This window comes from Enterobacter sp. 22466 (assembly GCF_052044775.1).
Classification (GTDB): Bacteria; Pseudomonadota; Gammaproteobacteria; order Enterobacterales; family Enterobacteriaceae; genus Enterobacter; species Enterobacter dissolvens.
Genome location: NZ_JBQENX010000001.1, coordinates 577,192 through 599,248, shown reverse-complemented (window position 1 = coordinate 599,248; position 22,057 = coordinate 577,192). Strand labels below are relative to the sequence as shown.

Annotated in this window: 20 protein-coding genes; 16 read left to right on the top strand and 4 right to left on the bottom strand. The window is 55.8% G+C overall.

Going from position 1 to position 22,057, the window contains the following annotated elements:
* Positions 1-94 precede the first annotated feature (94 nt).
* From glnH to ybiO, 4 genes are all read left to right on the top strand, one after another.
* Entirely contained in the window at positions 95-838 is a 744-nt protein-coding gene (gene glnH, locus ACTJJI_RS02870) for a glutamine ABC transporter substrate-binding protein GlnH (protein ID WP_014831177.1), read from the top strand.
* A gap of 93 nt (positions 839-931) precedes the next feature.
* Complete coding sequence (glnP, locus tag ACTJJI_RS02865; protein ID WP_003858462.1) at positions 932-1,591, top strand: glutamine ABC transporter permease GlnP; 660 nt, start codon at positions 932-934, stop codon at positions 1,589-1,591.
* Positions 1,588-2,310, top strand: a complete 723-nt coding sequence (gene glnQ, locus ACTJJI_RS02860; protein ID WP_096928640.1) for a glutamine ABC transporter ATP-binding protein GlnQ — start codon at positions 1,588-1,590, stop codon at positions 2,308-2,310. The genes glnP and glnQ overlap by 4 nt, the downstream gene beginning before the upstream one ends.
* 129 nt (positions 2,311-2,439) lie before the next feature.
* A complete protein-coding gene (ybiO, locus tag ACTJJI_RS02855) occupies positions 2,440-4,653 on the top strand; it encodes a mechanosensitive channel protein (protein ID WP_014831175.1) in 2,214 nt (737 codons plus the stop codon).
* A gap of 45 nt (positions 4,654-4,698) precedes the next feature.
* On the opposite strand, the gene rlmF is transcribed toward ybiO, so the two are convergent.
* On the bottom strand, positions 4,699-5,610 hold the full coding sequence (rlmF, locus tag ACTJJI_RS02850) for a 23S rRNA (adenine(1618)-N(6))-methyltransferase RlmF (RefSeq protein WP_014831174.1): 912 nt from the start codon (positions 5,608-5,610) through the stop codon (positions 4,699-4,701).
* A gap of 243 nt (positions 5,611-5,853) precedes the next feature.
* On the opposite strand from rlmF, the gene mcbA reads away from it, so the two are divergent.
* The 3 genes from mcbA to ybiJ all read left to right on the top strand — a co-directional run bounded on the left by mcbA (position 5,854) and on the right by ybiJ (position 7,051).
* Positions 5,854-6,120, top strand: a complete 267-nt coding sequence (mcbA, locus tag ACTJJI_RS02845; protein WP_046888742.1) for a DUF1471 family periplasmic protein McbA — start codon at positions 5,854-5,856, stop codon at positions 6,118-6,120.
* Between the two features lie 118 nt (positions 6,121-6,238).
* Positions 6,239-6,505 (top strand): DksA/TraR family C4-type zinc finger protein, encoded by a 267-nt coding sequence (locus ACTJJI_RS02840; protein ID WP_046888741.1) that lies wholly within the window; start codon positions 6,239-6,241, stop codon positions 6,503-6,505.
* A gap of 285 nt (positions 6,506-6,790) precedes the next feature.
* A complete protein-coding gene (gene ybiJ, locus ACTJJI_RS02835; RefSeq protein ID WP_013097471.1) occupies positions 6,791-7,051 on the top strand; it encodes a DUF1471 family protein YbiJ in 261 nt (86 codons plus the stop codon).
* Between the two features lie 114 nt (positions 7,052-7,165).
* Here the strand turns inward: ybiJ and ybiB are convergent, their stop codons facing one another.
* Positions 7,166-8,128 carry a DNA-binding protein YbiB gene (gene ybiB, locus ACTJJI_RS02830; protein WP_219280298.1) on the bottom strand — a complete coding sequence of 321 codons (963 nt, stop codon included), beginning with the start codon at positions 8,126-8,128 and terminating at the stop codon, positions 7,166-7,168.
* 225 nt (positions 8,129-8,353) lie between these two features.
* On the opposite strand from ybiB, the gene ACTJJI_RS02825 reads away from it, so the two are divergent.
* The 5 genes from ACTJJI_RS02825 (at position 8,354) to ACTJJI_RS02805 (ending at position 13,709) form a co-directional block, all read left to right on the top strand.
* On the top strand, positions 8,354-8,887 hold the full coding sequence (locus ACTJJI_RS02825; protein ID WP_125364521.1) for a fimbrial protein: 534 nt from the start codon (positions 8,354-8,356) through the stop codon (positions 8,885-8,887).
* 61 nt (positions 8,888-8,948) lie between these two features.
* On the top strand, positions 8,949-9,623 hold the full coding sequence (locus ACTJJI_RS02820) for a fimbrial biogenesis chaperone (RefSeq protein ID WP_440652962.1): 675 nt from the start codon (positions 8,949-8,951) through the stop codon (positions 9,621-9,623).
* A 72-nt stretch (positions 9,624-9,695) separates the two neighbouring features.
* Positions 9,696-12,191, top strand: coding sequence for a fimbria/pilus outer membrane usher protein (locus tag ACTJJI_RS02815; protein WP_440652960.1), 2,496 nt, complete (start codon positions 9,696-9,698; stop codon positions 12,189-12,191).
* 17 nt (positions 12,192-12,208) lie between these two features.
* On the top strand, positions 12,209-13,198 hold the full coding sequence (locus ACTJJI_RS02810; protein WP_043951748.1) for a fimbrial protein: 990 nt from the start codon (positions 12,209-12,211) through the stop codon (positions 13,196-13,198).
* A 10-nt stretch (positions 13,199-13,208) separates the two neighbouring features.
* Positions 13,209-13,709, top strand: coding sequence for a fimbrial protein (locus ACTJJI_RS02805; protein WP_153908271.1), 501 nt, complete (start codon positions 13,209-13,211; stop codon positions 13,707-13,709).
* Here ACTJJI_RS02805 and dinG read toward each other — a convergent pair.
* The gene (gene dinG, locus ACTJJI_RS02800) at positions 13,696-15,873 is read right to left on the bottom strand and encodes an ATP-dependent DNA helicase DinG (RefSeq protein ID WP_096928644.1); all 2,178 of its coding nucleotides are present in this window, start codon (positions 15,871-15,873) and stop codon (positions 13,696-13,698) included. The genes ACTJJI_RS02805 and dinG overlap by 14 nt on opposite strands.
* A gap of 97 nt (positions 15,874-15,970) precedes the next feature.
* On the bottom strand, positions 15,971-17,323 hold the full coding sequence (rhlE, locus tag ACTJJI_RS02795) for an ATP-dependent RNA helicase RhlE (RefSeq protein WP_063412255.1): 1,353 nt from the start codon (positions 17,321-17,323) through the stop codon (positions 15,971-15,973).
* A 205-nt stretch (positions 17,324-17,528) separates the two neighbouring features.
* On the opposite strand from rhlE, the gene cecR reads away from it, so the two are divergent.
* The 4 genes from cecR to ACTJJI_RS02775 are packed head-to-tail and all read left to right on the top strand — an operon-like array spanning position 17,529 to position 22,053.
* Entirely contained in the window at positions 17,529-18,206 is a 678-nt protein-coding gene (gene cecR / locus ACTJJI_RS02790) for a transcriptional regulator CecR (protein ID WP_046888735.1), read from the top strand.
* Entirely contained in the window at positions 18,203-19,198 is a 996-nt protein-coding gene (gene hlyD / locus ACTJJI_RS02785; protein ID WP_020684987.1) for a secretion protein HlyD, read from the top strand. The genes cecR and hlyD overlap by 4 nt, the downstream gene beginning before the upstream one ends.
* Positions 19,191-20,930 carry an ATP-binding cassette domain-containing protein gene (locus ACTJJI_RS02780; RefSeq protein WP_440652956.1) on the top strand — a complete coding sequence of 580 codons (1,740 nt, stop codon included), beginning with the start codon at positions 19,191-19,193 and terminating at the stop codon, positions 20,928-20,930. Before hlyD ends, ACTJJI_RS02780 begins: the two co-directional genes overlap by 8 nt.
* A complete protein-coding gene (locus ACTJJI_RS02775; RefSeq protein WP_020684986.1) occupies positions 20,920-22,053 on the top strand; it encodes an ABC transporter permease in 1,134 nt (377 codons plus the stop codon). Before ACTJJI_RS02780 ends, ACTJJI_RS02775 begins: the two co-directional genes overlap by 11 nt.
* Positions 22,054-22,057 lie beyond the last annotated feature (4 nt).

The following is a 22,057-nucleotide window of genomic DNA, read 5'->3' as shown; positions in this document are numbered from 1 at the left end:
TTTGCAAAACAACAGCTTGTAAAGTTGGCACGATTTTTTCATTGTGCCAGTCGTTCTCGCAGGGGATCGCCCCGTGGATATAAAAGGAAATGCTATGAAGTCTGTATTAAAAGTTTCACTGGCTGCACTTACCCTGGCTTTTGCGGTCTCTTCTCAGGCCGCCGACAAACTGGTTGTGGCAACCGACACGGCGTTCGTTCCGTTTGAATTCAAACAGGGTGATAAATACGTTGGTTTTGATGTGGATCTGTGGGCCGCTATCGCAAAAGAACTCAAACTGGATTACACCCTGAAGCCAATGGACTTCAGCGGTATTATCCCGGCACTGCAAACCAAAAACGTTGACCTGGCACTGGCAGGCATCACCATTACTGAAGAGCGTAAAAAAGCGATCGACTTCTCTGACGGCTACTACAAAAGCGGCCTGCTGGTGATGGTGAAAGCTGACAATAACGATGTAAAAAGCGTGAAAGATCTCGACGGTAAAGTGGTGGCGGTGAAGAGCGGCACTGGCTCCGTAGATTACGCGAAAGCGAATATCAAAACGAAAGATCTGCGCCAGTTCCCGAATATCGATAACGCCTATATGGAACTCGGCACCAACCGTGCTGACGCCGTTCTGCACGATACCCCGAACATCCTGTACTTCATCAAAACCGCGGGCAACGGCAAGTTCAAAGCGGTCGGTGATTCTCTGGAAGCACAGCAGTACGGTATTGCCTTCCCGAAAGGCAGCGACGACCTGCGTACGAAAGTTAACGGCGCGCTGAAAACCCTGAAAGAGAACGGCACGTACAACGAAATCTACAAAAAATGGTTCGGTACCGAGCCTAAATAATTTTACCTGAACTCAGGTTTGTAACGCCCGGTGGCGCTCACGCTTACCGGGCCTACGTTTTTCGTTTTTCACCACGGTATACAGGAATACATCATGCAGTTTGACTGGAGCGCCATCTGGCCTGCCATTCCTCTCTTGCTTGAAGGCGCTAAAATGACCCTGTGGATTTCGGTCCTCGGTCTGGTTGGCGGGTTGATTATCGGTCTTGTCGCCGGTTTCGCCCGCACCTACGGTGGCTGGATTGCAAACCACATCGCACTGGTATTCATCGAAGTGATCCGCGGCACCCCGATTGTCGTGCAGGTCATGTTCATCTACTTCGCCCTGCCAATGGCCTTCACCGACCTGCGCATTGACCCGTTCAGCGCCGCCGTCGTGACCATTATGATCAACTCCGGTGCCTACATCGCGGAAATTACGCGCGGTGCGGTGCTGTCGATTCATAAAGGCTTCAGTGAAGCGGGTCTGGCGTTAGGCCTTTCGCGTCGCGAAACCATCCGTCACGTGATTCTGCCTCTGGCACTGCGCCGCATGCTGCCGCCGCTGGGCAACCAGTGGATCATCAGTATCAAAGACACGTCACTGTTCATCGTTATCGGCGTTGCTGAACTGACCCGCCAGGGCCAGGAGATCATTGCTGGCAACTTCCGTGCGCTGGAAATCTGGAGTGCGGTAGCCGTGGTCTACCTGATTATCACTCTGGTTCTGAGCTTCGTTCTGCGTCGTCTTGAAAGAAGGATGAAAATCCTGTGATTGAATTTAAAAACGTCTCCAAGCACTTTGGCCCAACCCAGGTGCTGCACAATATCGATCTGAGCATCAAACAGGGTGAAGTGGTCGTCATTATCGGCCCATCCGGTTCCGGTAAATCAACCCTGCTGCGCTGCATCAACAAGCTGGAAGAGATCACCAGCGGCGATCTGATTGTCGACGGCCTGAAGGTGAACGACCCGAAAGTGGACGACCGGCTGATTCGCCAGGAAGCGGGCATGGTGTTCCAGCAGTTCTACCTGTTCCCGCACCTGACGGCGCTGGAAAACGTGATGTTTGGCCCATTGCGCGTGCGCGGTGCCAGCAAAGCGGCAGCGGAAGCACTGGCCAAAGATCTGCTGGCGAAAGTAGGCCTCGCAGAACGTGCCCACCACTACCCTTCTGAGCTTTCCGGTGGACAACAGCAGCGAGTGGCGATTGCCCGCGCGCTGGCGGTCAAACCGAAAATGATGCTGTTTGATGAGCCGACATCCGCACTCGACCCGGAGCTGCGCCACGAGGTGCTGAAAGTCATGCAGGATCTGGCAGAAGAAGGGATGACGATGGTTATCGTGACCCACGAAATCGGCTTTGCCGAGAAAGTGGCGTCCCGCCTGATCTTTATTGATAAAGGCCGTATTGCTCAGGACGGTAACCCGCAAGAGCTTATTGCTAACCCGCCAGGGCAGCGTTTGCAGGAGTTCCTGCAGCACGTCTCCTGATCGCCGTTCATCCGCTACACAGAGCCGGGCATGCCCGGCTTTTTTACGCCAGATTGTTCCCAAAAATCCCTCTGCGCGCCCCGACTTCTATACTTATCATTTTGTTCGACATTTTCACCGGAGGACGCCGTGCCGTGGATCCTGCTGTTGTTGTTTAGCCTGTTTAGTGCGCCATCATTCGCCGTCGCGATCCCCGGCGTCACCACCGGAACCACCGCGACGAAGGAGAGTACGCCACCACCAGAGCCCGATGTCGAACAGAAAAAAGCCGCCTACAGCGCCCTGGCCGATGTGCTGGAAAACGACACCTCCCGGCAGGAGCTCATCGATCAACTGCGAAAAGTGGCCGCCACGCCGCCGCAGGAGCCCGTTCCGACCATCACCCCGCCGCAGGTTGAGGAGCAAAAAACGGTGCTGGAAAACGTGACCGACGTTAGCCGCCACTATGCTGATGCCCTCTCCTCGCGCTTTGCCCAGCTCTATCGCAACCTGATTGGCTCTCCACATAAGCCCTTTAACCCCCAGACGTTTACCACTGCCGCCACGCAATTTTTAATGCTGGCGGCGGCGGTATTCATTTTTTACTGGCTGGTGCGCCTGTGCGCGTGGCCGCTGTACCGGAAGATGGGACAATGGGGCCGCAAGAAGAATCAGCAGAAAAGCAGCTGGTTACACCTGCCGCTGATGATAGCTGCCGCGTTTATCATCGATTTACTGCTGCTGGCGCTGACGCTGTTCACAGGACAAGTGCTGGCTGACAAACTGAATACCGGCAACAAAACCATCGCCTTCCAGCAGGCACTTTTCCTGAATGCTTTTGCGGTCATTGAGTTCTTTAAGGCCCTGCTGCGACTGATATTTTGCCCGCACGTACCGGCACTTCGTCCTTTCTCCATACAGGATGCCAGCGCCAGATACTGGGCGCTGCGTCTGAGCGTACTCAGCGGGTTAATTGGCTATGGTCTGCTGGTTGCCGTGCCGATCATCTCCAACCAGGTGAACGTCCAGTTTGGTGCTCTGGCAAACGTGCTGATTATGATCTGCATTACCGTCTGGGCGCTGTACCTTATCTTCCATAACAAGAAGACCATTACGGAGAGCCTGCTGCACCTGGCCGATCGTTCCCTCTCGTTCTTTAGCCTCTTTATTCGCGCTTTTGCCCTGGTGTGGCACTGGCTGGCCAGCGCCTATTTCATTGTGCTGTGCTTCTTCTCGCTGTTCGATCCCGGTAATAGCCTGAAGTTTATGATGGGGGCAACATTTAAGAGCCTGGCCATTATTGGCGTGGCAGCTTTTGTCTCCGGCCTGCTCTCCCGCTGGATATCCAAAACCATTACCCTGTCGCCACAGGTACAGCGCAGTTACCCGGAGCTGCAAAAACGGGTGAACGGCTGGCTCTCGGTCTCGCTGAAGGTGGCGCGTATTCTCACCGTCTGTGTGGCGATTATGCTGTTGCTCAATGCCTGGGGACTGTTCGATTTCTGGAACTGGCTGCACAACGGCGCAGGGGAAAAGACCGTCGATATTTTGATCCGTATCGCGCTGATCCTGTTCTTCTCTGCCGTGGGCTGGACGCTGCTGGCCAGCCTGATTGAGAACCGCCTGGTCTCTGACATTCACGGCAGGCCGCTGCCGAGCGCGCGCGCCCGCACATTGCTGACTCTGTTCCGCAACGCGCTGGCGGTCATCATCAGCACCATCACGATTATGATTGTGCTCTCGGAAATCGGCGTGAATATCGCGCCGCTGCTGGCGGGGGCGGGGGCACTGGGTCTGGCTATCTCCTTCGGCTCGCAGACGCTGGTGAAGGACATTATCACCGGTATCTTTATTCAGTTTGAAAATGGCATGAACACCGGGGATCTGGTGACGATTGGGCCACTCACCGGCACCGTTGAGCGAATGTCGATTCGATCCGTCGGTGTGCGCCAGGACACCGGGGCGTACCACATTATTCCGTGGTCATCGATTACCACCTTCGCCAACTTCGTCCGGGGTATTGGCTCGGTGGTGGCGAATTACGATGTCGATCGTCATGAAGATGCTGATAAAGCCAAACAGGCGCTGCGGGATGCAGTCGATGAGATGATGGCCATGGAGGATATACGCGGGCTGGTAATTGGCGAGCCATCGTTTGCCGGTATTGTCGGGCTGACCAACACGGCGTTTACCCTCCGCGTGTCCTTCACCACCCAGCCGCTTAAACAGTGGACGGTGCGCTTTGCCCTCGACAGCATGGTGAAAAAACACTTTGATCTCGCGGATGTGCGCATGCCGGTGCAGACATATCAGGTATTGCCGCCACCCGCCTCGCCGCTCCCGCCGCAGGAGCCTACGCTGTAACCGAGCCGGGTAGCGGCTTCGCCTTACCCGGACTACAACGGCGTGCTATTTGCGACGTTTGTTATCGTCCATAAACGACCAGGCGATAAAGCGGCTCTGTTTCTGGCCTTGCGCCATCTCTTTTTTCACCACCTTCACGGCGCCAGCTTCGGTCAACGCGCGGTAAAGCGGCGGCAGGTTATCGCCGCGGGAAACCAGCGTCGTGAACCATTTTACCTGGCGGGCAAACTGTTTGCTTTCCGCGATCATGCGCAGAATGAACGCCACCTCGCCCCCTTCGCACCACAGCTCCTGCTGCTGGCCGCCGAAGTTCAGCGCGGCGTCTTCAGCCTGACCCAGATTACGGCGCTTACGCTCACTGCCTGCACGGGCGGCGGCGGCCGAATCATGGAACGGCGGATTGCACATCGTCGCGTCATAGCTTTCGTTTTTGTGAATAATGCCGTTGAAGATCGACGTCACCTCTTTCTGACGACGTAAGCGAATCGACCGGCTTAAGCCTGGATTGGCGTTAATGATCGCCTGCGCGCTGGCAAACGCCTCCGCACCAATTTCACTCCCGGTAAAGCGCCAGTGATATTCATGTACGCCGATCAACGGATAAATCAGGTTCGCCCCGGTACCGATATCCAGAACAGTGGCCTGCTGAGGAATAAGGCCGTCACGATCGTCAGCCAGAAGATCGGCAAGATAGTGAAGATAATCGGCACGCCCCGGTACGGGTGGGCAGAGAAAGCCTTCCGGAATATCCCAGTGCGCGACACCGTAAAAATGCGCCAGCAGGGCTTTGTTCAGCATTTTTACCGCCTGCGGATCAGCAAAGTTGACCGAAGGTTCACCGGCAGGCGTCTGCACAATGTAATCCTGCAGCGGAGGACAGCTCTGGCATAACGCATTCATGTCGTAGCGGCTGCGGTGGCGATTTCGTGGGTGCAATCCCGGCTTGTGGGAAGTCATGGCATTCTCCTTTAAACAGCGGCGTAAGATACCCTGTGCGGGCGCAACGGTAAATATCTCTCTGCTCCGCGCAAAAAATCGCCAAAAATCAGGGACCTTTATGTCTATGATCTGTCAGCGAATTGTCAATTTATATCGTTCAAAAAATAAGCAGATCATCATCAAATTTTTGCGCTAAATCACACTCGTCAGGCTTCTAAACTTAAAGGGAATCACCTGTTGTTTCCCCCTGAGGATGTGATTATGAAAAAATACCTGACCCTTGTTGTTATTGCTGGCGCACTGGCCAGTGCATCATTTTCTGCCATGGCCGTTCAGTCCCTGACCGAAAGTACCGATACCAGCCAGCTACGGCCTGCGGGAACCGTCTCGGTGAGCCGTGCAAGTAACCTTGATGACCTGCAAAACAAACTGGCCGAAAAAGCCCGCCAGGAAGGTGCGAAAGGTTTCGTGGTGAATTCCGCCGGTGGCGATAACCATATGTATGGCACAGCAACCATCTATAAATAAGTTCCTCTTCTGAGAATCACTGCATCTGGCTGACAGATGCAGTTCTCACCTCTTCTCTTGACTGTTCGTTTTTTGACCCCATCTTTATAAGAGACACACCCCACGTGAGGACAAGGCCATGGCTTCCGGATGGGCGAATGACGACGCCGTGAACGAACAGATCAACAGTACCATTGAAGATGCAGTTGCCCGCGCTCGCGGTGAAATTCCGCGCGGGGAAAGTTTGACGGAATGCGAAGAGTGTGGAGAAACGATCCCGGAGGCGCGCCGTAAAGCCATTCCTGGTGTACGGTTATGCATCCACTGCCAGCAGAATAAAGATTCGAAAAACAGTTCACATTCGGGATATAATCGCAGAGGATCGAAAGACAGCCAGTTACGTTGACTTTCCTTTACCTAAGTTAACCGCGCAAGCGCTTTCCTTTACGCTCACGATTTTTTGCCAGGCGCGTAGCAAAATGTGCCCTTCATCACACGTCTGTAAACCGCAGCGACAAGAAATGTAAATCGCCCTTCTGAATTTATTAATATTCAATAAGTTATTTGTCATTCAATATTTTTGAGCAACCACGTCAATTCTCTTCGATTTTATCTGCCGAAAAAAAACGTGATACTTATAACATCGACGGAACATCGTCCCTTTAACAGAAAAACCTGCGAGAGATTAATTATGAAAACCATCAAATATGCTGTTGCTGCTGTTGCCCTGTCCGCTCTGTCTTTTGGCGCTTTCGCTGTAGAGCCAGTTTCTTCTGCTCAGGCACAGAACATGAATAAAGTAGGTGTGGTGAGTGCTGATGGCGCAACCACGCTGGACGGTCTGGAAGCCAAACTGGCTGAGAAAGCGGCAGCGGCTGGCGCAAGCGGATACACCATCACCTCCGCTAACGGCAATAACAAGCTGAGCGGCACTGCGGTTATCTACAAATAATCGACTGAATTAATGCTCCACCCTCACCGTACCCTCTGGTGAGATGCTCCAACCCTCATTGACCCTGTTGTTACCCTTGCTTGCCCGTCCGCCACTGGACGGGCTTTTTTTTGCCTAAAACATCTCTTCCACGCGGGCTAACCCTGCCTGGACGGAATCCACTTCCCCGGTTGCCAGCAGGCAGCAGGCCATCTGCAGTTTAATGGCGTGCGGAACCGGAACATTACCGGCAAGACACTGTTCAATCCAGTGCGCGGTGGTATGCGGATCTTTTGCTTCCGGGACTATCACATCAGCAGCCTCGTCCTGACGCTCCAGCACAGGTCGCGTGCCGGCAGGATCAATCAGCACTAACTGCGGACAGCGCTGCGGATTGGCGTAAACTTCACCTTCGGTGCCGTGCATCAGCAGCGCCCGGCCGCCGATATCTTCAAAGAACTTGCCCACCCGCGCCACGTACTCCGGATGCGACACGCTGGAGAGACGCAGGGCATCCGCTTCGCCAAACGGCGTCGCCAGTTTCGCAAGCGTGTGCGCACTGTTGCGCACCCCCATGCGCCAGCGCATATCCAGCTGCTTTTCCAGCGGCGGGCAGAGCGCCTTAACCGGAATATAGACCGGCTGGTGACCATCCAGCTTCGCCTGCGCCTGCCCGGCGTGCAGGGTCGGTTCGATACCTAACATGCCGAAGATGGTCTCCGTCAGTACCCGGGTCGGATCTTCGCTGACACCATGGACCACCACCGGGAACCCCAGCTTATGCAGCAGAATAGCCAGCAGTGGCGTCAGATTCGCCTGTTTACGCGCGCCGTTATAAGTGGGAATGACAATCGGCATTGGCTTCGCCACCGGGGGCGTTAAGCGCAGCGTTTGCGCCTGCATCGCTTCATAGAAGCCACGCATCTCCGCTTCGCCTTCACCTTTGATACGTAGCGCAATCAGGATACCGCCCATCTCCAGATCGGGTACGTCGCCATTGAGCATATGGGTGTACAGCACACGGGCAGTTTCCTGATCCAGGTCGCGGGCATGGTTTTTTCCACGCCCTACCTCTTTGATAATTTTACGATAATCCACGACATCTCTCCTTGCGGCTCTTTGCAGATACTATAGCCCTGATAAATGCCTGGCGGGTAATCATTTTCCTTTCTCTCCCGACACCCGGACAAACGCCCTTCGAGGGTAAAAATGGTCTGAAGATAAATTGAACGAAAAATAATTCTCAGCGATAGTTCCTGCCGAATTAATCAGCCAGGTGATGATTAATACCTGAAGTACCAAACTTTCATTCAGAGGATTAAAATGAAAAAATTAATTATTGCGGGGATCGTCGCCGGGATGGCGTGTGCTTCCGTTTCTGTATTTGCATCCAGTGGTGAAGGTCAAATTAATTTCACAGGCGAAATTATTGACTCTGCATGTACTGTGGTGAACGGTTTAAGTAATCCACTTAATGTGTCATTAGGTAAGGTTTCTAAATCTGCATTTACCGGAAGTGGTTCGACGACGTCGACAACCCGTTTTAGTATTCAACTTAAAGATTGTCCTGACACGGTGACCAGCGCCTCGGTAACGTTCGGCGGAACGCCTGACAGTAACAATAAGGATATCCTTGCTGTGACATCAGGAACCGGTACGGCATCGGGAGTAGGTGTTCAGTTGCTTGATAAAACTGAAAACCCACTGAGTTTATATACGGCCTCTGCGGCGTATACGCTCACACCAGGCACCACAACGAACGATTTGCAGTTTGGTGCACGCTATATCCAGACCGGACCTGCTATTTCTGCCGGACTGGCGAATGCCGCCTCGACCTTCACTATCATTTACAACTAATAAAACGGATATTAGCTACCCCAGTGGCTAATATCTGTTATTGCTTTATTACGGTATTACTATGCGAAAATATCTTCTGGCCTCCTCCTTTTTATTTATTGCTTCTGTCGCCCATGCCGGCATTACCATCGGCGGCACACGCGTGGTCTATCTCGAAAATAAAAAAGAATCTTCCATTGGGATCACCAACCCGGACAACCTCGACTACCTTGTGCAGTCATGGGTCGAAACGGAAGATAATGCCCGCGAGAAAGCACCGTTTCTGATTACACCGCCTCTGTTCCGCCTTGATGCGAAACAAGAAAACGTTCTGCGCATCATCAGAACCGGGGGAAATTTACCAGCGGATCGCGAATCACTGTTCTGGTTAAATATTAAATCCATTCCCTCTTCTGCGCGTAATGAGAGCGTTAATACGTTGCAGATCGCGATTAAAACCCGCATTAAACTGCTTTATCGTCCGTCGGGTATTACGGGCAAACCGGAAGATGTCACCACGCAATTAGTCTGGCACACGCGGGGTAATCAACTTATTGTCGACAACCCCACGCCGTTTTATATGAATTTCCAGGAAATAAAACTCGACGGTAAAAAAGTGGATAAAGCCACCTATGCCGGACCTAAAAGCGAAACGCATTTCGCGTTGCCAGCCAATATCACAGCACACACCGTGTCCTGGAAAATCATCAATGACTTTGGCGGCATTAGTCAGTCATATACCGCACAGATTAAATAACTTCCGGAATTTCTGAATATCATTATGCGCTGGGAATACACCACCAAACCACCGAAACAGCACGGACGATCAATGCTTATCGCATTAGGTTGTGCCCTGTTGGGTGTTTGCGTGCAAAAAGTTCTCGCCGATGATTATTTCAATCCGGCGCTGCTGGATATCGACAACCCGGGTCAGGGTAAAACCGACCTCAGTATTTATGAGATTGGTCCCGGTCAGGCTCCCGGTAAATATCACGTTGACGTCTACGTCAACAATAATAAAGTGGCAAGCAAAGAGATTGAGTTTTTGCTGAAGAAAGACGCCAGCGGAAAATCAACCCTGCAGCCGTGCCTGAGCACGGCCCAGCTAAAAAGCTTTGGTATTAATATCGATAAATTCAGGATAGATGATAAGGCTCAGTGCGTTGACCTGAGCGTTATCCCTGCCGCCAGCGCAACGTTTCATGTTAATCCGCAGCAGCTGCTGTTAAGCATTCCGCAGAGCGCGATTACCCAGGTACCGCGTGATTACGTCGACCCGCAGGAGTATGACGAGGGAATTAACGCCCTGCTGCTCAATTACAGCTTCACCGCCGGGGACAACCGCGGCAAAGGTGAAAACGGTACCGATCAGCGCAGCGAGTTTCTTAACCTGCGTCCGGGTCTTAATCTCGGGGCATGGCGTTTTCGTAACTACTCCACCTGGAGCAAAGCCAGCGGTGACGGTGACGCAGAGAGCCAGTTTTCGTCGGTCTATACCTATGCCCAGCGGGATATTATCGCCCTTGGCGGGAACCTCAAAGTAGGGCAAAGCTCTTCCCCTTCCGACGTGTTTGACAGCGTCTCTTTCACCGGGGCGCAGATCGCTTCGGATGACGACATGCTCCCGGACAGCATGAAGGGCTTTGCGCCGGTGATCCGCGGGACGGCGCACAGTAACGCCCAGGTGATCGTCCGCCAGAACGGTTACGTCATTTACCAGAACTATGTCGCCCCCGGCGCGTTTGAGATCAACGACCTCTACCCCACCGGCGGAAGCGGCGATTTAAACGTCACCGTCAAAGAGACGGACGGCAGCGAACAGCACTTTGTGGTGCCTTATGCATCAGTGCCGGTGTTGCAGCGTGAAGGCCGCTTCAAATACAGCCTCACCGCGGGACGCTATCGCAGCTATGACAACGACGTCGAGAAAACCCCGTTTATGCAGGGTACGGCAATCTACGGATTGCCTTACGGCTTTACCGCCTACGGCGGCGTACAGGCAAGCCAGTATTATGATGCACTGGCGCTGGGAGTCGGTAAGAACATCGGCGATCTCGGGGCCTTCTCGGTGGATGTCACCGACGCCAAATCAGAGATGCAGGACCAGGCCCCCACTGACGGACGCTCCTGGCGCATCCGCTACAGCAAAGATTTCGCCACCACCGGCACCCATTTTTCCATTGCTGGCTATCGCTATAACAGCAAGGGGTTCTACACCCTTCAGGACACCCTGGATTCCCATACCCGCAATGATGACTGGGAAACGCCGGACACCCGACGCAGCCGCGAAGAGGCCACTGTCGATCAGTCCCTGGGCGGCTCGTTGGGTTCGCTGACGTTAAGCCTGGTCAAAGAGAGCTACTGGAATTCAAACGAGGGGATGACCTCGATGAACCTCGGGTACAACAACACCTGGCACGGGATCAGCTACGGTCTGAGTTACGGACTGGATAAAAACACGCGTGACAGCGGGTATGATAATAATGAGAAAACCAGCGAGCAGACGATCGCGTTTAACGTCTCCGTTCCGCTCGATCGCTGGCTCAGCAACACCTGGGTGAACTACAACCTGAACAGCACGAAGCACGAAACCACCCAAAGCGTGGGCCTGAACGGCACCGCGCTGGCCGGCAATAACCTCAGCTGGGGTGTTCAGCAGGGCCACAGTCAGAGCAGCGGCGACAGCACCAGTCTGAATGCCGATTACAAAGGCACCTACGGTGAAGTGAGCGCCGGGTATTCGCAGGATAACCAGCAGCAACAGCTCAACGTCGGTCTTCAGGGCAGCATGATCGCCCATGCTCACGGCATCACCCTTGGTCAGCCAATGGGTGAGACCGTCGCACTGATCGAAGCGCCGGGCGCTGACGACACGAACATCACTAATCAGACAGGCGTGAACACCGATTTTCGTGGCTACGCCATTGTGCCGTACGTTTCGCCTTACCGTCATAACACCCTCGCACTGAATACCGAGACGTTGCCAGGAAATGCTGATATTGACCAGGCAGCCAGAACGGTGACACCGACGCGCGGCGCCATCGTGCGAGCACATTATGAAACGCATGTCGGCAGCCGGGTGCTGATGACCTTAAAACGTGCGGATGGTCGTCCGATACCGTTTGGGGCAACGGCCTCTCAGGCCCGTCAGGAGGGTGAATTTATCGTTGGGGATGGCGGCCAGGTGTATCTGACCGGTATGCAGGAGACAGGCACGATTAACGTCAGCTGGGGGAAAACCGCCGACAGCCACTGCACCGCAGCGTATCACCTGCCGGTAAAAGACCAGAATCCGGTCCTTAACATTACGGCGCAGTGTGTATGAACCTTTCCGAGGAAAAAATGAACATGTTGAGATATGCCTTTGCGTTGCTGGTCTTGCTCACGAGCGTGGGTCTGGTACCGCATGCCCATGCAGCGACAACCTGTAACAGCAACGATCTGCCTTATACCCTGGATGCCGGCACGCTTTCTGTACCCACGACCCTCAATATTGGCAGCGTTATCCCGGGTTCAGCAAAAACACATACTGTTAACGGCAGCTGTACCGGAACGCTCACCAGTCACACCATTATTTCCTGCTATTACGGAACGGGAACGGAAGTGCCGGGCATGCCGGGTGTTTACACGACCAATATTGACGGCATCGGCATTGAGCTCCTGAACAGCAACGGGCAGATCATTCGCGGAACCGGTTACTCATGCGACAGCACCGCAACCCCCATAGGAACAGTCAGCAGCGACAGCGGACAAACGTTTTCTTTCAGCTATACCCAGCAGTTAATCAAAACGGCGACACATATCGGGACCGGAACCCTTTCGGTTTCGCAGGATCCCTACGGATTCGGTGTTTTTAATTCGGTTGGGATTTCTGGCGAAGGCAATAAAAGCCGCTATTCCGCCACCGTCAGCGAAAGAACGGCGACCTGTTCTGTCGATCCCTTAAATCTGACGGTCACGCTCGGCGATTTCCCGGTGTCACAATTTACCCACGTGGGCAGCTATACACCCTGGAAGTATTTCAATATCACCGCCACCTGCACGGAAGAGGTCAACCTCACGGCCTCGGTGACCAGCGCAAATGGCATCAATAGCCAGTATGCGGATGTACTGAACCTCACGCCCGGCAGCGACAGCGCCACGGGCGTCGGGGTGAGAATGCTGCTTGACGGTGTCGATCTGAGATATGACTACCCTATCCCGGTCGGTGGAAGAGCCGAACCTGACGTTCCGGATGTGATCCCCTTCGCCGTGCAGTATTACCAGACGGATGCCACCGTCACTGCGGGAAAAGCCAACACGATTGCCACAATCGATTTTGAATATCAGTAACGGAGCGATGATGAAAACATTCCCCCTTTTACTCGCGCTGACGAGCCTCTCTGCGGGCGCGACCGACGTCACGCTCAATATCGAAGGGAATATTTACGAGAGCACCTGCCAGGTAGACAGCGCCAGCCAGAATACGGTGGTGGATCTGGGACAGGCCGTCGCCACTGATTTCAAAAATATCGGCGATACCGGCCCCTGGAAAAATTTCGATTTAACACTCACGAACTGTCCGTCCACGCTGACGGTTGCCACCATTTCCGTTGACGGCCCGCGCGATACGGACCACCCCTTTAAATTCGCCAATAGCGGTACCGCCAAAGGCGTGGCGTTAGAGCTGGCCGATCGTCTGGATTATATCGTGCTTGCCCCCCAGGCCCGATTCAGCGTGGTGATTGATGGCGGCACCCACACCGCGGACTTCCCCATGGCGGCACGCTATTACGCGACCGCCATGCCCGTGACGGCGGGCACGTTCAGCAGCGTTGTTCAGGCCACCTTTACTTACCAGTAGGACCGCGCCCCTTAGCACGGATGCTTTTTTTACGCCCGGCGGCCAGTTTTGCCGGGCGTTTTTTCACTTCCGGTACCTCTGGCTGTTCTATCGGGAATACCGGCAACGCATTCAGCAAGCGCTGCCCGTAGTTTTTGGTGAGCAGACGTTTGTCATAGATCACCACTTCCCCCCAGCAGCCGTGGCTACGGATAAGACGCCCCACCTGCTGAATGAGGTTAAACGAGGCTGCCGGTAAACTTTGCACTTCAAACGGATAGCGGTTGAGGCTTTTGAGCCACTCACCTTCGGTGATCACCACCGGGCTGTCGATGGGCGGGAAGGCAATTTTATGAATGTGCACCTGCGTCAGGTAATCGCCTTTTAAATCGAGTCCTTCAGCAAAAGACTGCAGCCCCACCAGCACGCTGCGCTCACCGTTATCGATGCGCTGGCGGTGGAGTTCCACCAGCCGGTAGCGCGGCTGATCGCCCTGCACCAGCAGCAGTAACCTCAGATCGGTAACATGTTCCAGAAAGCGCTGCATGGCGCGTCCGCTGGCAAACAGTACCAGCATGCCGGGGTATTTTTTACTCTCGACCTGTTCGCGGAAATAGGCGGCCATTTCGGCTATGTGCTGCTCTTCGTTATCGATAAGCGGCTCATAATTCATGCGCGGGATCACCAGCTTGCCCTGCTCGCAGTGGTTAAACGGCGAGTCCAGCGCCACGAAGCGGTCACCCGCTTTTTCTTTCAGGCCACTCATCTCCTGCAGCCGCGAGAAGCTGTTGAGGGAACGCAGGGTCGCAGAGGTCACCACCACGTGTGGCACGCTGCGCCAGATCAGCTTTTCCAGCTGATCGGCCACGCGGATCCCCACACAGTGGAAAAAGAGATGTACCTGCCCGTCTCTCACTTCCCGGGTGGCCCATTTGGTCACCGGCGCGCCGGACGCCTGCGCCATCGAAGCCAGCCGCCAGAGTTTGCTCTGTGCTTCAAACATGCCCAGCGCACGGTTCATCTGCAGCAGAATACGGTGCAAACGCACCACGTCATGAGTGCCGGTCTTTTCACTGAGATCGTTTAAGAACATCTCTGCCAGGCCGCGCAGCTTTTCCAGATGCTTCGCCAGCTGCTGGCAAATCTCCATCACCTCGTCCGGCAGCTCCCCCATGGCAAAACGGTGCTCGGCCTCCTGGGTCGCCGGAAGATACAGATTAAGGATGTTGTTCAGCGACGAGATAAGGCTGTAGACCTCTTCGCAGTGTTCGCTCAGACGCTCGGGCACCGCCAGCGGCGGCGTGGTTTTCGGGCGGAACTGCTCCATGCAGGTGGCCACCAGCTTGCAGAACAAATCGAGCTGCAGGCGGAACCACGGCGCCGTGATTTCAGCGCTCATCTCCAGCGCATCCCGCGCCACGTCGGGCAGATGGTGGCCTTCATCAAGCACCAGCAACAGGTTTTTCGGCTCCGGCAGCACCGCTTCGCTCTCCAGCGCCGCCATCACCAGCGCATGGTTGGCGACCACCACTTCCGCTTCCTGGATCTCCCGCCGGGCGACAAAAAACGGGCACTCACGGTAATAGTGACAGTTGCGGTTAAGACAGCTGGCTTTATCGGTGCTGAGCCTGCGCCATAAGTCATCGCCGATTGCCTGGCTGGTGTGATCGCGCAAACCGTCCCACTTGTAGCTGTCGAGATCGGCTTTCAGCTTCGCGCACTGTTCCTGCTCCGCCTTGTTGTTTGGCGTCAGTTCGTCATCAAGAAACGCCAGCAGATCCTGCTGGGTGGGCTCACTGCTGGCGAGCGCCGCCAGGTTACGCGGGCAGACATAACGTCCGCGGCCAAAGGCGGCGGTAAAACGCAGCTCGGGGATAATTTTGCGCAGCAGCGGCAGGTCTTTGCTGAAGATCTGATCCTGTAGCGCCACGTTAGCGGTGCTGACCACCAGCGTCTTTTGTTCTTCCCGCGCAATAGCGATGCCCGGGATTAAATAAGAGAGGGTTTTACCGACCCCGGTTGGCGCTTCAATCGCCAGATGTCGCCCGTCGTCACCGGCGAGCGTTTTTGCCACATCGGCAATCATCTGCCGCTGTGGTGCCCGGGGGATAAAGTCGGGGATCTGCTGCTGGAGTGCCTTATACCAGGCACCAATCTGCGCTTTCAGCGCCGCGGTTAAAGCCATCGGAAAACCTGAAATACTGTATAAACAGCCACTATTGTGGCACTTTCTTTTCGTCGCCGCAAAAAGAAAAGCCCGGCTTTACGGCCGGGCTTCCAGATTACTGTGGGTTAGCCGGTTTACGCGGACGGCGACGGCGCTGCCCTTCCCCTGCCGGTTTCCCTTCGCTGTCGCGGCGAGGCGGTTTATTGCCCGACTTCGGCGCGCCGCCTTCGGCACGGCGTGGCTGCTGCTGACCACGGCCGCCGCCCTGACCGCGTCCACCGCCGCCACGCTGCTGGCGACCGTTCTGAATTGGCTCCGCTTTAATGGACGGATCCACTTCGTATCCCGGCGTTTCAATACGCGGGATCTCTTTCTTCAGCAGGCGTTCGATATCGCGCAGCAGTTTGTGTTCATCCACGCAGACCAGAGAGAGCGCCTCACCGGTGGCGGCCGCACGACCGGTACGGCCGATACGGTGAACATAGTCTTCCGGCACGTTTGGCAGCTCGTAGTTCACCACGTGCGGCAGCTCTTCAATGTCCAGACCACGGGCAGCGATGTCGGTTGCCACCAGCACGCGGATATCACCGGATTTAAAGTCCGCCAGCGCACGGGTACGCGCCCCCTGGCTCTTGTTACCGTGGATAGCCGCACTGCGAATACCGTCTTTGTTCAGCTGTTCCGCCAGGTGGTTTGCACCGTGCTTGGTACGGGTAAAGACCAGCACCTGCTGCCAGTTGCCCTGACCAATCATCTGGGAGAGCAGTTCCCGCTTACGCTTTTTATCAACGAAGTGCACGTGCTGGGTCACCTGCTCAGAGGCGGTGTTGCGGCGCGCCACTTCAACTTCCAGCGGGTTATGCAGCAGCTTTTCAGCCAGCGCCTTGATCTCGTCGGAGAAGGTCGCGGAGAACAGCAGGTTCTGACGACGCGGCGGGAGCTTAGCCAGTACGCGGCGAATATCGTGGATAAAGCCCATGTCGAGCATGCGGTCGGCTTCGTCCAGCACCAGAATTTCGACGTTATCGAGTTTCACGGCGTTCTGGTGTTCCAGATCCAGCAGACGGCCCGGCGTTGCCACCAGCACGTCCACGCCGCCGCGCAGTTTCATCATTTGCGGGTTAATGCTCACGCCACCGAAAACCACCAGCGAACGAATGTTGAGATAGCGGCTGTAGTCACGCACGTTCTCGCCAATCTGCGCCGCCAGCTCGCGGGTTGGGGTGAGGATCAGCGCACGAACCGGACGACGTCCCTTCGCGTGCGGCTGATTTTTTACCAGCAGCTCTAACAGTGGCAAGGTGAAGCCTGCGGTTTTACCGGTCCCGGTCTGGGCACTGGCCATCAGGTCACGGCCCTGCAGAACGGCAGGGATCGCCTGCTGCTGGATTGGGGTTGGCTCAACGTAGCCCTGCTCTGCGATCGCGCGCAGAATTTCCGGGTTCAGGCCAAGGGAATCAAAAGACATAAAAACTCCGAACCGCCCCGACCATCACAGGTGTAGTTTTCAGGGAGATATAACAATTAGGAGGACAAAAACCACAATGTCGCGAAGGGGCGGAGTGTAGCAGCTTTTGTGACGTGGCGCATAAAATATCCCTCCACCTTCCCTCGACGATTTCGCTAATCAGGCATAATCTTAATCAATCGATTGATTAATTTTTAATGCCGCTATGAATACAACCCCGACAACCTCTAAAGGCGAACAGGCCAAAAGCCAGCTTATTGCTGCCGCGCTGGCGCAGTTTGGTGAGTATGGCTTGCATGCCACCACCCGGGATATCGCGGCGCAGGCCGGGCAAAACATTGCGGCTATCCCCTACTATTTTGGCTCAAAAGAGGATTTATACCTCGCCTGTGCGCAGTGGATCGCCGATTTTATTGGCACGCAGTTTCACCCGCACGTGGAGGAAGCCACCGCGCTGCTCAGCCAGCCGTCGCCCGATCGTGAGGCCATCCGCCAGCTGATCCTCAATGCCTGCCATAACATGATTCGCCTGCTGACGCACGACGACACGCTGAACCTGAGTCGATTTATCTCCCGTGAACAGCTCTCCCCTACCGTCGCCTACCAGTTGGTGCACGACCAGGTGATTGCCCCGATGCACACGCACCTGACCCGGCTGATCGCGGCCTATACCGGGCAAGACGCCAACGATACCGCAACGATTTTGCATACCCACGCCCTGCTGGGTGAGATTCTGGCCTTCCGTCTGGGGCGAGAAACGATTCTGTTACGCACCGGCTGGACACAATTTGATGAGGATAAAGCCGCGCAGATTAGCCAGGTGATCACCTGTCATCTCGATCTGATCCTGCAAGGCTTAACGCAAAGGAGCCTGAAGTCATGAAAAAACCTGTCGCCATCATTCTGGTGGTTGTTGTTTTGCTTGCCGCCGGCGTCGGTGGCTGGCTGTGGTATCAAAGCCATCAGGATCGCGGCCTGACGCTGTACGGTAACGTTGATATTCGCACCGTGAATATGAGCTTCCGCGTCGGGGGGCGGCTGGCGTCGCTGAACGTGGATGAGGGCGACACCATCAAAACCGGGCAGACGCTGGGGATGCTGGATAAAGCGCCCTACGAGAACGCGCTAATGCAGGCAAAAGCCGGGGTTTCCGTCGCCCAGGCGCAATATGATCTGATGCTGGCCGGTTATCGTGACGAAGAGATTGCCCAGGCTGCTGCCGCAGTTAAACAGGCGCAGGCGGCCTATGACTATGCGCAGAATTTCTATGCCCGCCAGCAGGGGCTGTGGAAAAGCCGCACCATTTCGGCCAACGATCTGGAAAACGCCCGTTCATCACGCGATCAGGCTCAGGCAACGCTGAAATCCGCGCAGGACAAACTGAGTCAGTACCACACCGGTAACCGCCCGCAGGATATCGCCCAGGCCAAAGCCAGCCTTGAACAGGCGCAGGCCCAGCTGGCCCAGGCGGAGCTCGATCTGCACGACACCACGCTGGTGGCACCGTCAGACGGCACGCTGATGACCCGCGCCGTGGAGCCCGGCAGCATGCTCAACGCCGGCAGCACCGTTTTAACCCTGTCGCTCACCCGTCCTGTGTGGGTGCGCGCCTACATTGATGAGCCAAACCTCGGCCAGATGCAGCCGGGTCGCGAGCTGTTGCTCTATACCGATGGCCGTCCGGATAAGCCGTATCACGGCAAAGTGGGCTTTGTTTCGCCCACCGCTGAATTCACGCCAAAAACGGTGGAAACGCCGGATCTGCGTACCGACCTGGTGTATCGCCTGCGCATCATCGTCACTGATGCGGACGACGCGCTGCGTCAGGGCATGCCTGTCACCGTAAAAGTGAACAACGGGGAACGACATGAATGACGCGGTTATCCGGCTCGACAATCTGGTCAAACGCTTCGCGGGCATGGAAAAACCGGCCGTCGCGCCGCTGAACTGTACCATCCAGAAAGGCTATGTGACCGGGCTGGTTGGCCCGGACGGCGCAGGCAAAACCACGTTGATGCGGATGCTGGCAGGCCTGCTTAAGCCCGATGAAGGGGCGGCCAGCGTGCTCGGGCTCGATCCGATTAAAGATGACGGTGCACTGCACGCCATGCTCGGCTATATGCCGCAGAAGTTTGGTCTCTATGAAGACCTGACGGTGATGGAGAACCTTAATCTGTACGCCGATCTGCGCAGCGTGACCGGTGAAACCCGTCAGCAGACTTTCGCCCGTCTGCTGGCCTTCACCTCCCTCGGTCCCTTCACCGATCGCCTGGCGGGCAAGCTCTCCGGCGGGATGAAGCAAAAGCTGGGGCTGGCCTGTACGCTGGTCGGCGAGCCGAAAGTGCTGCTGCTGGATGAGCCCGGAGTGGGCGTGGACCCCATTTCACGCCGCGAGCTGTGGCTGATGGTGCACGAGCTGGCCGGTGACGGAATGCTGATCCTCTGGAGCACCTCCTATCTGGATGAAGCCGAGCAGTGTCGCGATGTGCTGCTGATGAACGAAGGCGAGCTGCTTTATCAGGGAGAACCGACGAAGCTGACGCAAAGCATGGCCGGACGCAGTTTTCTGCTTCACAGCCCGCAGGAGTCGAACCGCACGCTGCTGCAGCGGGTACTGAAACTGCCCCAGGTCAGCGACGGGATGATTCAGGGCCGTTCGGTGCGCGTGATCCTGACCAAAGAGGCGACCGAAGCGGATATTCGTCACGCGCCGGGCATGCCTGACATTGAGATGGAAGAGACGGCTCCCCGCTTTGAGGACGCGTTTATCGATCTGTTGGGCGGAGCGGGCACCTCAGAATCACCGCTCGGGGCGATCCTGCACACGGTGGAAGGCACGCCGGGTGAGACGGTGATCGAAGCCAAATCCCTGACCAAAAAGTTTGGTGATTTCGCCGCCACCGATAACGTCAATTTCGCGGTGAAGCGCGGTGAAATTTTTGGCCTGCTCGGGCCGAACGGCGCCGGGAAATCCACCACCTTTAAGATGATGTGTGGCCTGCTGGTGCCTACGTCCGGCAAAGCGCTGGTGCTGGATATGGATTTGAAAGTCAGCTCCGGCAAGGCGCGACAGCATCTGGGGTATATGGCGCAGAAGTTCTCGCTGTACGGCAACCTGACGGTCGAGCAGAACCTGCGCTTTTTCTCCGGCGTTTACGGTCTGCGAGGGCGCGCCCAGGACGAGAAAATCCACCGCATGAGCGAGGCGTTTGGCCTGACAGCTATCGCTTCCCACGCCACAGATGAGCTCCCCCTTGGCTTCAAACAGCGGCTGGCGCTGGCCTGCTCATTGATGCACGAGCCCGATATTCTGTTTCTGGATGAACCCACCTCAGGCGTTGATCCCCTCACCCGCCGCGAGTTCTGGCTGCACATCAACAGCATGGTGGAGAAAGGGGTAACGGTGATGGTAACCACCCACTTTATGGACGAGGCGGAGTATTGCGACCGCATCGGGCTGGTCTATCGCGGCAAGCTGATTGCTCACGGCACGCCGGATGACCTGAAAGCCCAGGCCGCAGACAACGAGGTACCGGACCCGACCATGGAGCAGGCGTTTATCACCCTCATCCACGACTGGGATAAGGAGAATGCCGATGCGCAATAAGGCGATTTCCTGGCGCCGGGTGCGCGCGCTGTGCATCAAAGAGACGCGTCAGATCGTGCGTGACCCCAGCAGCTGGCTGATTGCGGTGGTCATCCCGCTTCTGCTGCTGTTTATCTTCGGCTACGGGATCAACCTCGACTCCAGCAAACTGCGGGTCGGCATTTTACTGGAGCAGCAGAGCGAAGAGGCGCTGGATTTCACCCACGCCATGACCGGCTCGCCCTACATTGACGCCACCATCAGCGACAACCGGCAGGAGTTGATTCAGAAGATGCAGGCCGGGAAAATCCGCGGTCTGGTGGTGATCCCGGTCGATTTCGCCGCCAACATGGCGCGGACAGATACCGCTGCGCCGATCCAGGTGATCACTGACGGCAGCGAGCCGAATACCGCCAACTTTGTCCAGGGCTACGTGGAGGGGATCTGGCAGCTCTGGCAGATGCAGCGCGCCGAAGACCGGGGCGAAACGTTCGAACCGCTGATCGACGTACAGATGCGCTACTGGTTTAACCCTGCCGCCATCAGCCAGCATTTTATTATCCCGGGTGCGGTCACCATCATTATGACGGTGATTGGCGCAATCCTGACCTCGCTGGTGATTGCCCGTGAGTGGGAACGCGGCACCATGGAGGCGCTGCTTTCAACCGAAGTGACGCGCCTTGAGCTGCTGCTGTGTAAGCTTATCCCCTACTACTTCCTCGGCATGCTGGCGATGCTGCTCTGTATGCTGGTCTCGGTGTTTATCCTCGGGGTGCCGTACCGCGGCTCGCTGGTGCTGCTCTTTTTCATCACCAGCCTGTTCCTGCTGAGCACGCTGGGCATGGGGCTGCTCATCTCCACCGTCACCCGCAACCAGTTTAACGCCGCGCAGGTGGCGCTGAACGCTGCCTTTTTACCGTCGATTATGCTGTCCGGGTTTATCTTCCAGATAGACAGCATGCCCGCGGTGATCCGTGCTGTGACCTACATTATTCCGGCGCGCTATTTCGTCAGCACGCTGCAAAGCCTGTTCCTGGCAGGGAATATTCCGGTAGTGCTGATTATCAATACCCTGTTTTTGCTGGCGTCGGCGGCGATGTTTATTGGGCTGACGTGGATGAAAACCAAACGGCGTCTGGATTAAGGAG

What these genes read in the sequence shown, in the direction of transcription:
- glnH (WP_014831177.1), top strand. Translation starts at nt 95, where the DNA reads ATGAAGTCTGTATTAAAAGTTTCACTGGCTGCACTTACCCTGGCTTTT.
- glnP (WP_003858462.1), top strand. Translation starts at nt 932, where the DNA reads ATGCAGTTTGACTGGAGCGCCATCTGGCCTGCCATTCCTCTCTTGCTT.
- rlmF (WP_014831174.1), bottom strand. Translation starts at nt 5,610, where the DNA reads ATGACTTCCCACAAGCCGGGATTGCACCCACGAAATCGCCACCGCAGC.
- mcbA (WP_046888742.1), top strand. Translation starts at nt 5,854, where the DNA reads ATGAAAAAATACCTGACCCTTGTTGTTATTGCTGGCGCACTGGCCAGT.
- ACTJJI_RS02840 (WP_046888741.1), top strand. Translation starts at nt 6,239, where the DNA reads ATGGCTTCCGGATGGGCGAATGACGACGCCGTGAACGAACAGATCAAC.
- ybiJ (WP_013097471.1), top strand. Translation starts at nt 6,791, where the DNA reads ATGAAAACCATCAAATATGCTGTTGCTGCTGTTGCCCTGTCCGCTCTG.
- ACTJJI_RS02825 (WP_125364521.1), top strand. Translation starts at nt 8,354, where the DNA reads ATGAAAAAATTAATTATTGCGGGGATCGTCGCCGGGATGGCGTGTGCT.
- ACTJJI_RS02820 (WP_440652962.1), top strand. Translation starts at nt 8,949, where the DNA reads ATGCGAAAATATCTTCTGGCCTCCTCCTTTTTATTTATTGCTTCTGTC.
- ACTJJI_RS02815 (WP_440652960.1), top strand. Translation starts at nt 9,696, where the DNA reads ATGCTTATCGCATTAGGTTGTGCCCTGTTGGGTGTTTGCGTGCAAAAA.
- ACTJJI_RS02810 (WP_043951748.1), top strand. Translation starts at nt 12,209, where the DNA reads ATGAACATGTTGAGATATGCCTTTGCGTTGCTGGTCTTGCTCACGAGC.
- ACTJJI_RS02805 (WP_153908271.1), top strand. Translation starts at nt 13,209, where the DNA reads ATGAAAACATTCCCCCTTTTACTCGCGCTGACGAGCCTCTCTGCGGGC.
- dinG (WP_096928644.1), bottom strand. Translation starts at nt 15,873, where the DNA reads ATGGCTTTAACCGCGGCGCTGAAAGCGCAGATTGGTGCCTGGTATAAG.
- rhlE (WP_063412255.1), bottom strand. Translation starts at nt 17,323, where the DNA reads ATGTCTTTTGATTCCCTTGGCCTGAACCCGGAAATTCTGCGCGCGATC.
- cecR (WP_046888735.1), top strand. Translation starts at nt 17,529, where the DNA reads ATGAATACAACCCCGACAACCTCTAAAGGCGAACAGGCCAAAAGCCAG.
- hlyD (WP_020684987.1), top strand. Translation starts at nt 18,203, where the DNA reads ATGAAAAAACCTGTCGCCATCATTCTGGTGGTTGTTGTTTTGCTTGCC.
- ACTJJI_RS02780 (WP_440652956.1), top strand. Translation starts at nt 19,191, where the DNA reads ATGAATGACGCGGTTATCCGGCTCGACAATCTGGTCAAACGCTTCGCG.
- ACTJJI_RS02775 (WP_020684986.1), top strand. Translation starts at nt 20,920, where the DNA reads ATGCGCAATAAGGCGATTTCCTGGCGCCGGGTGCGCGCGCTGTGCATC.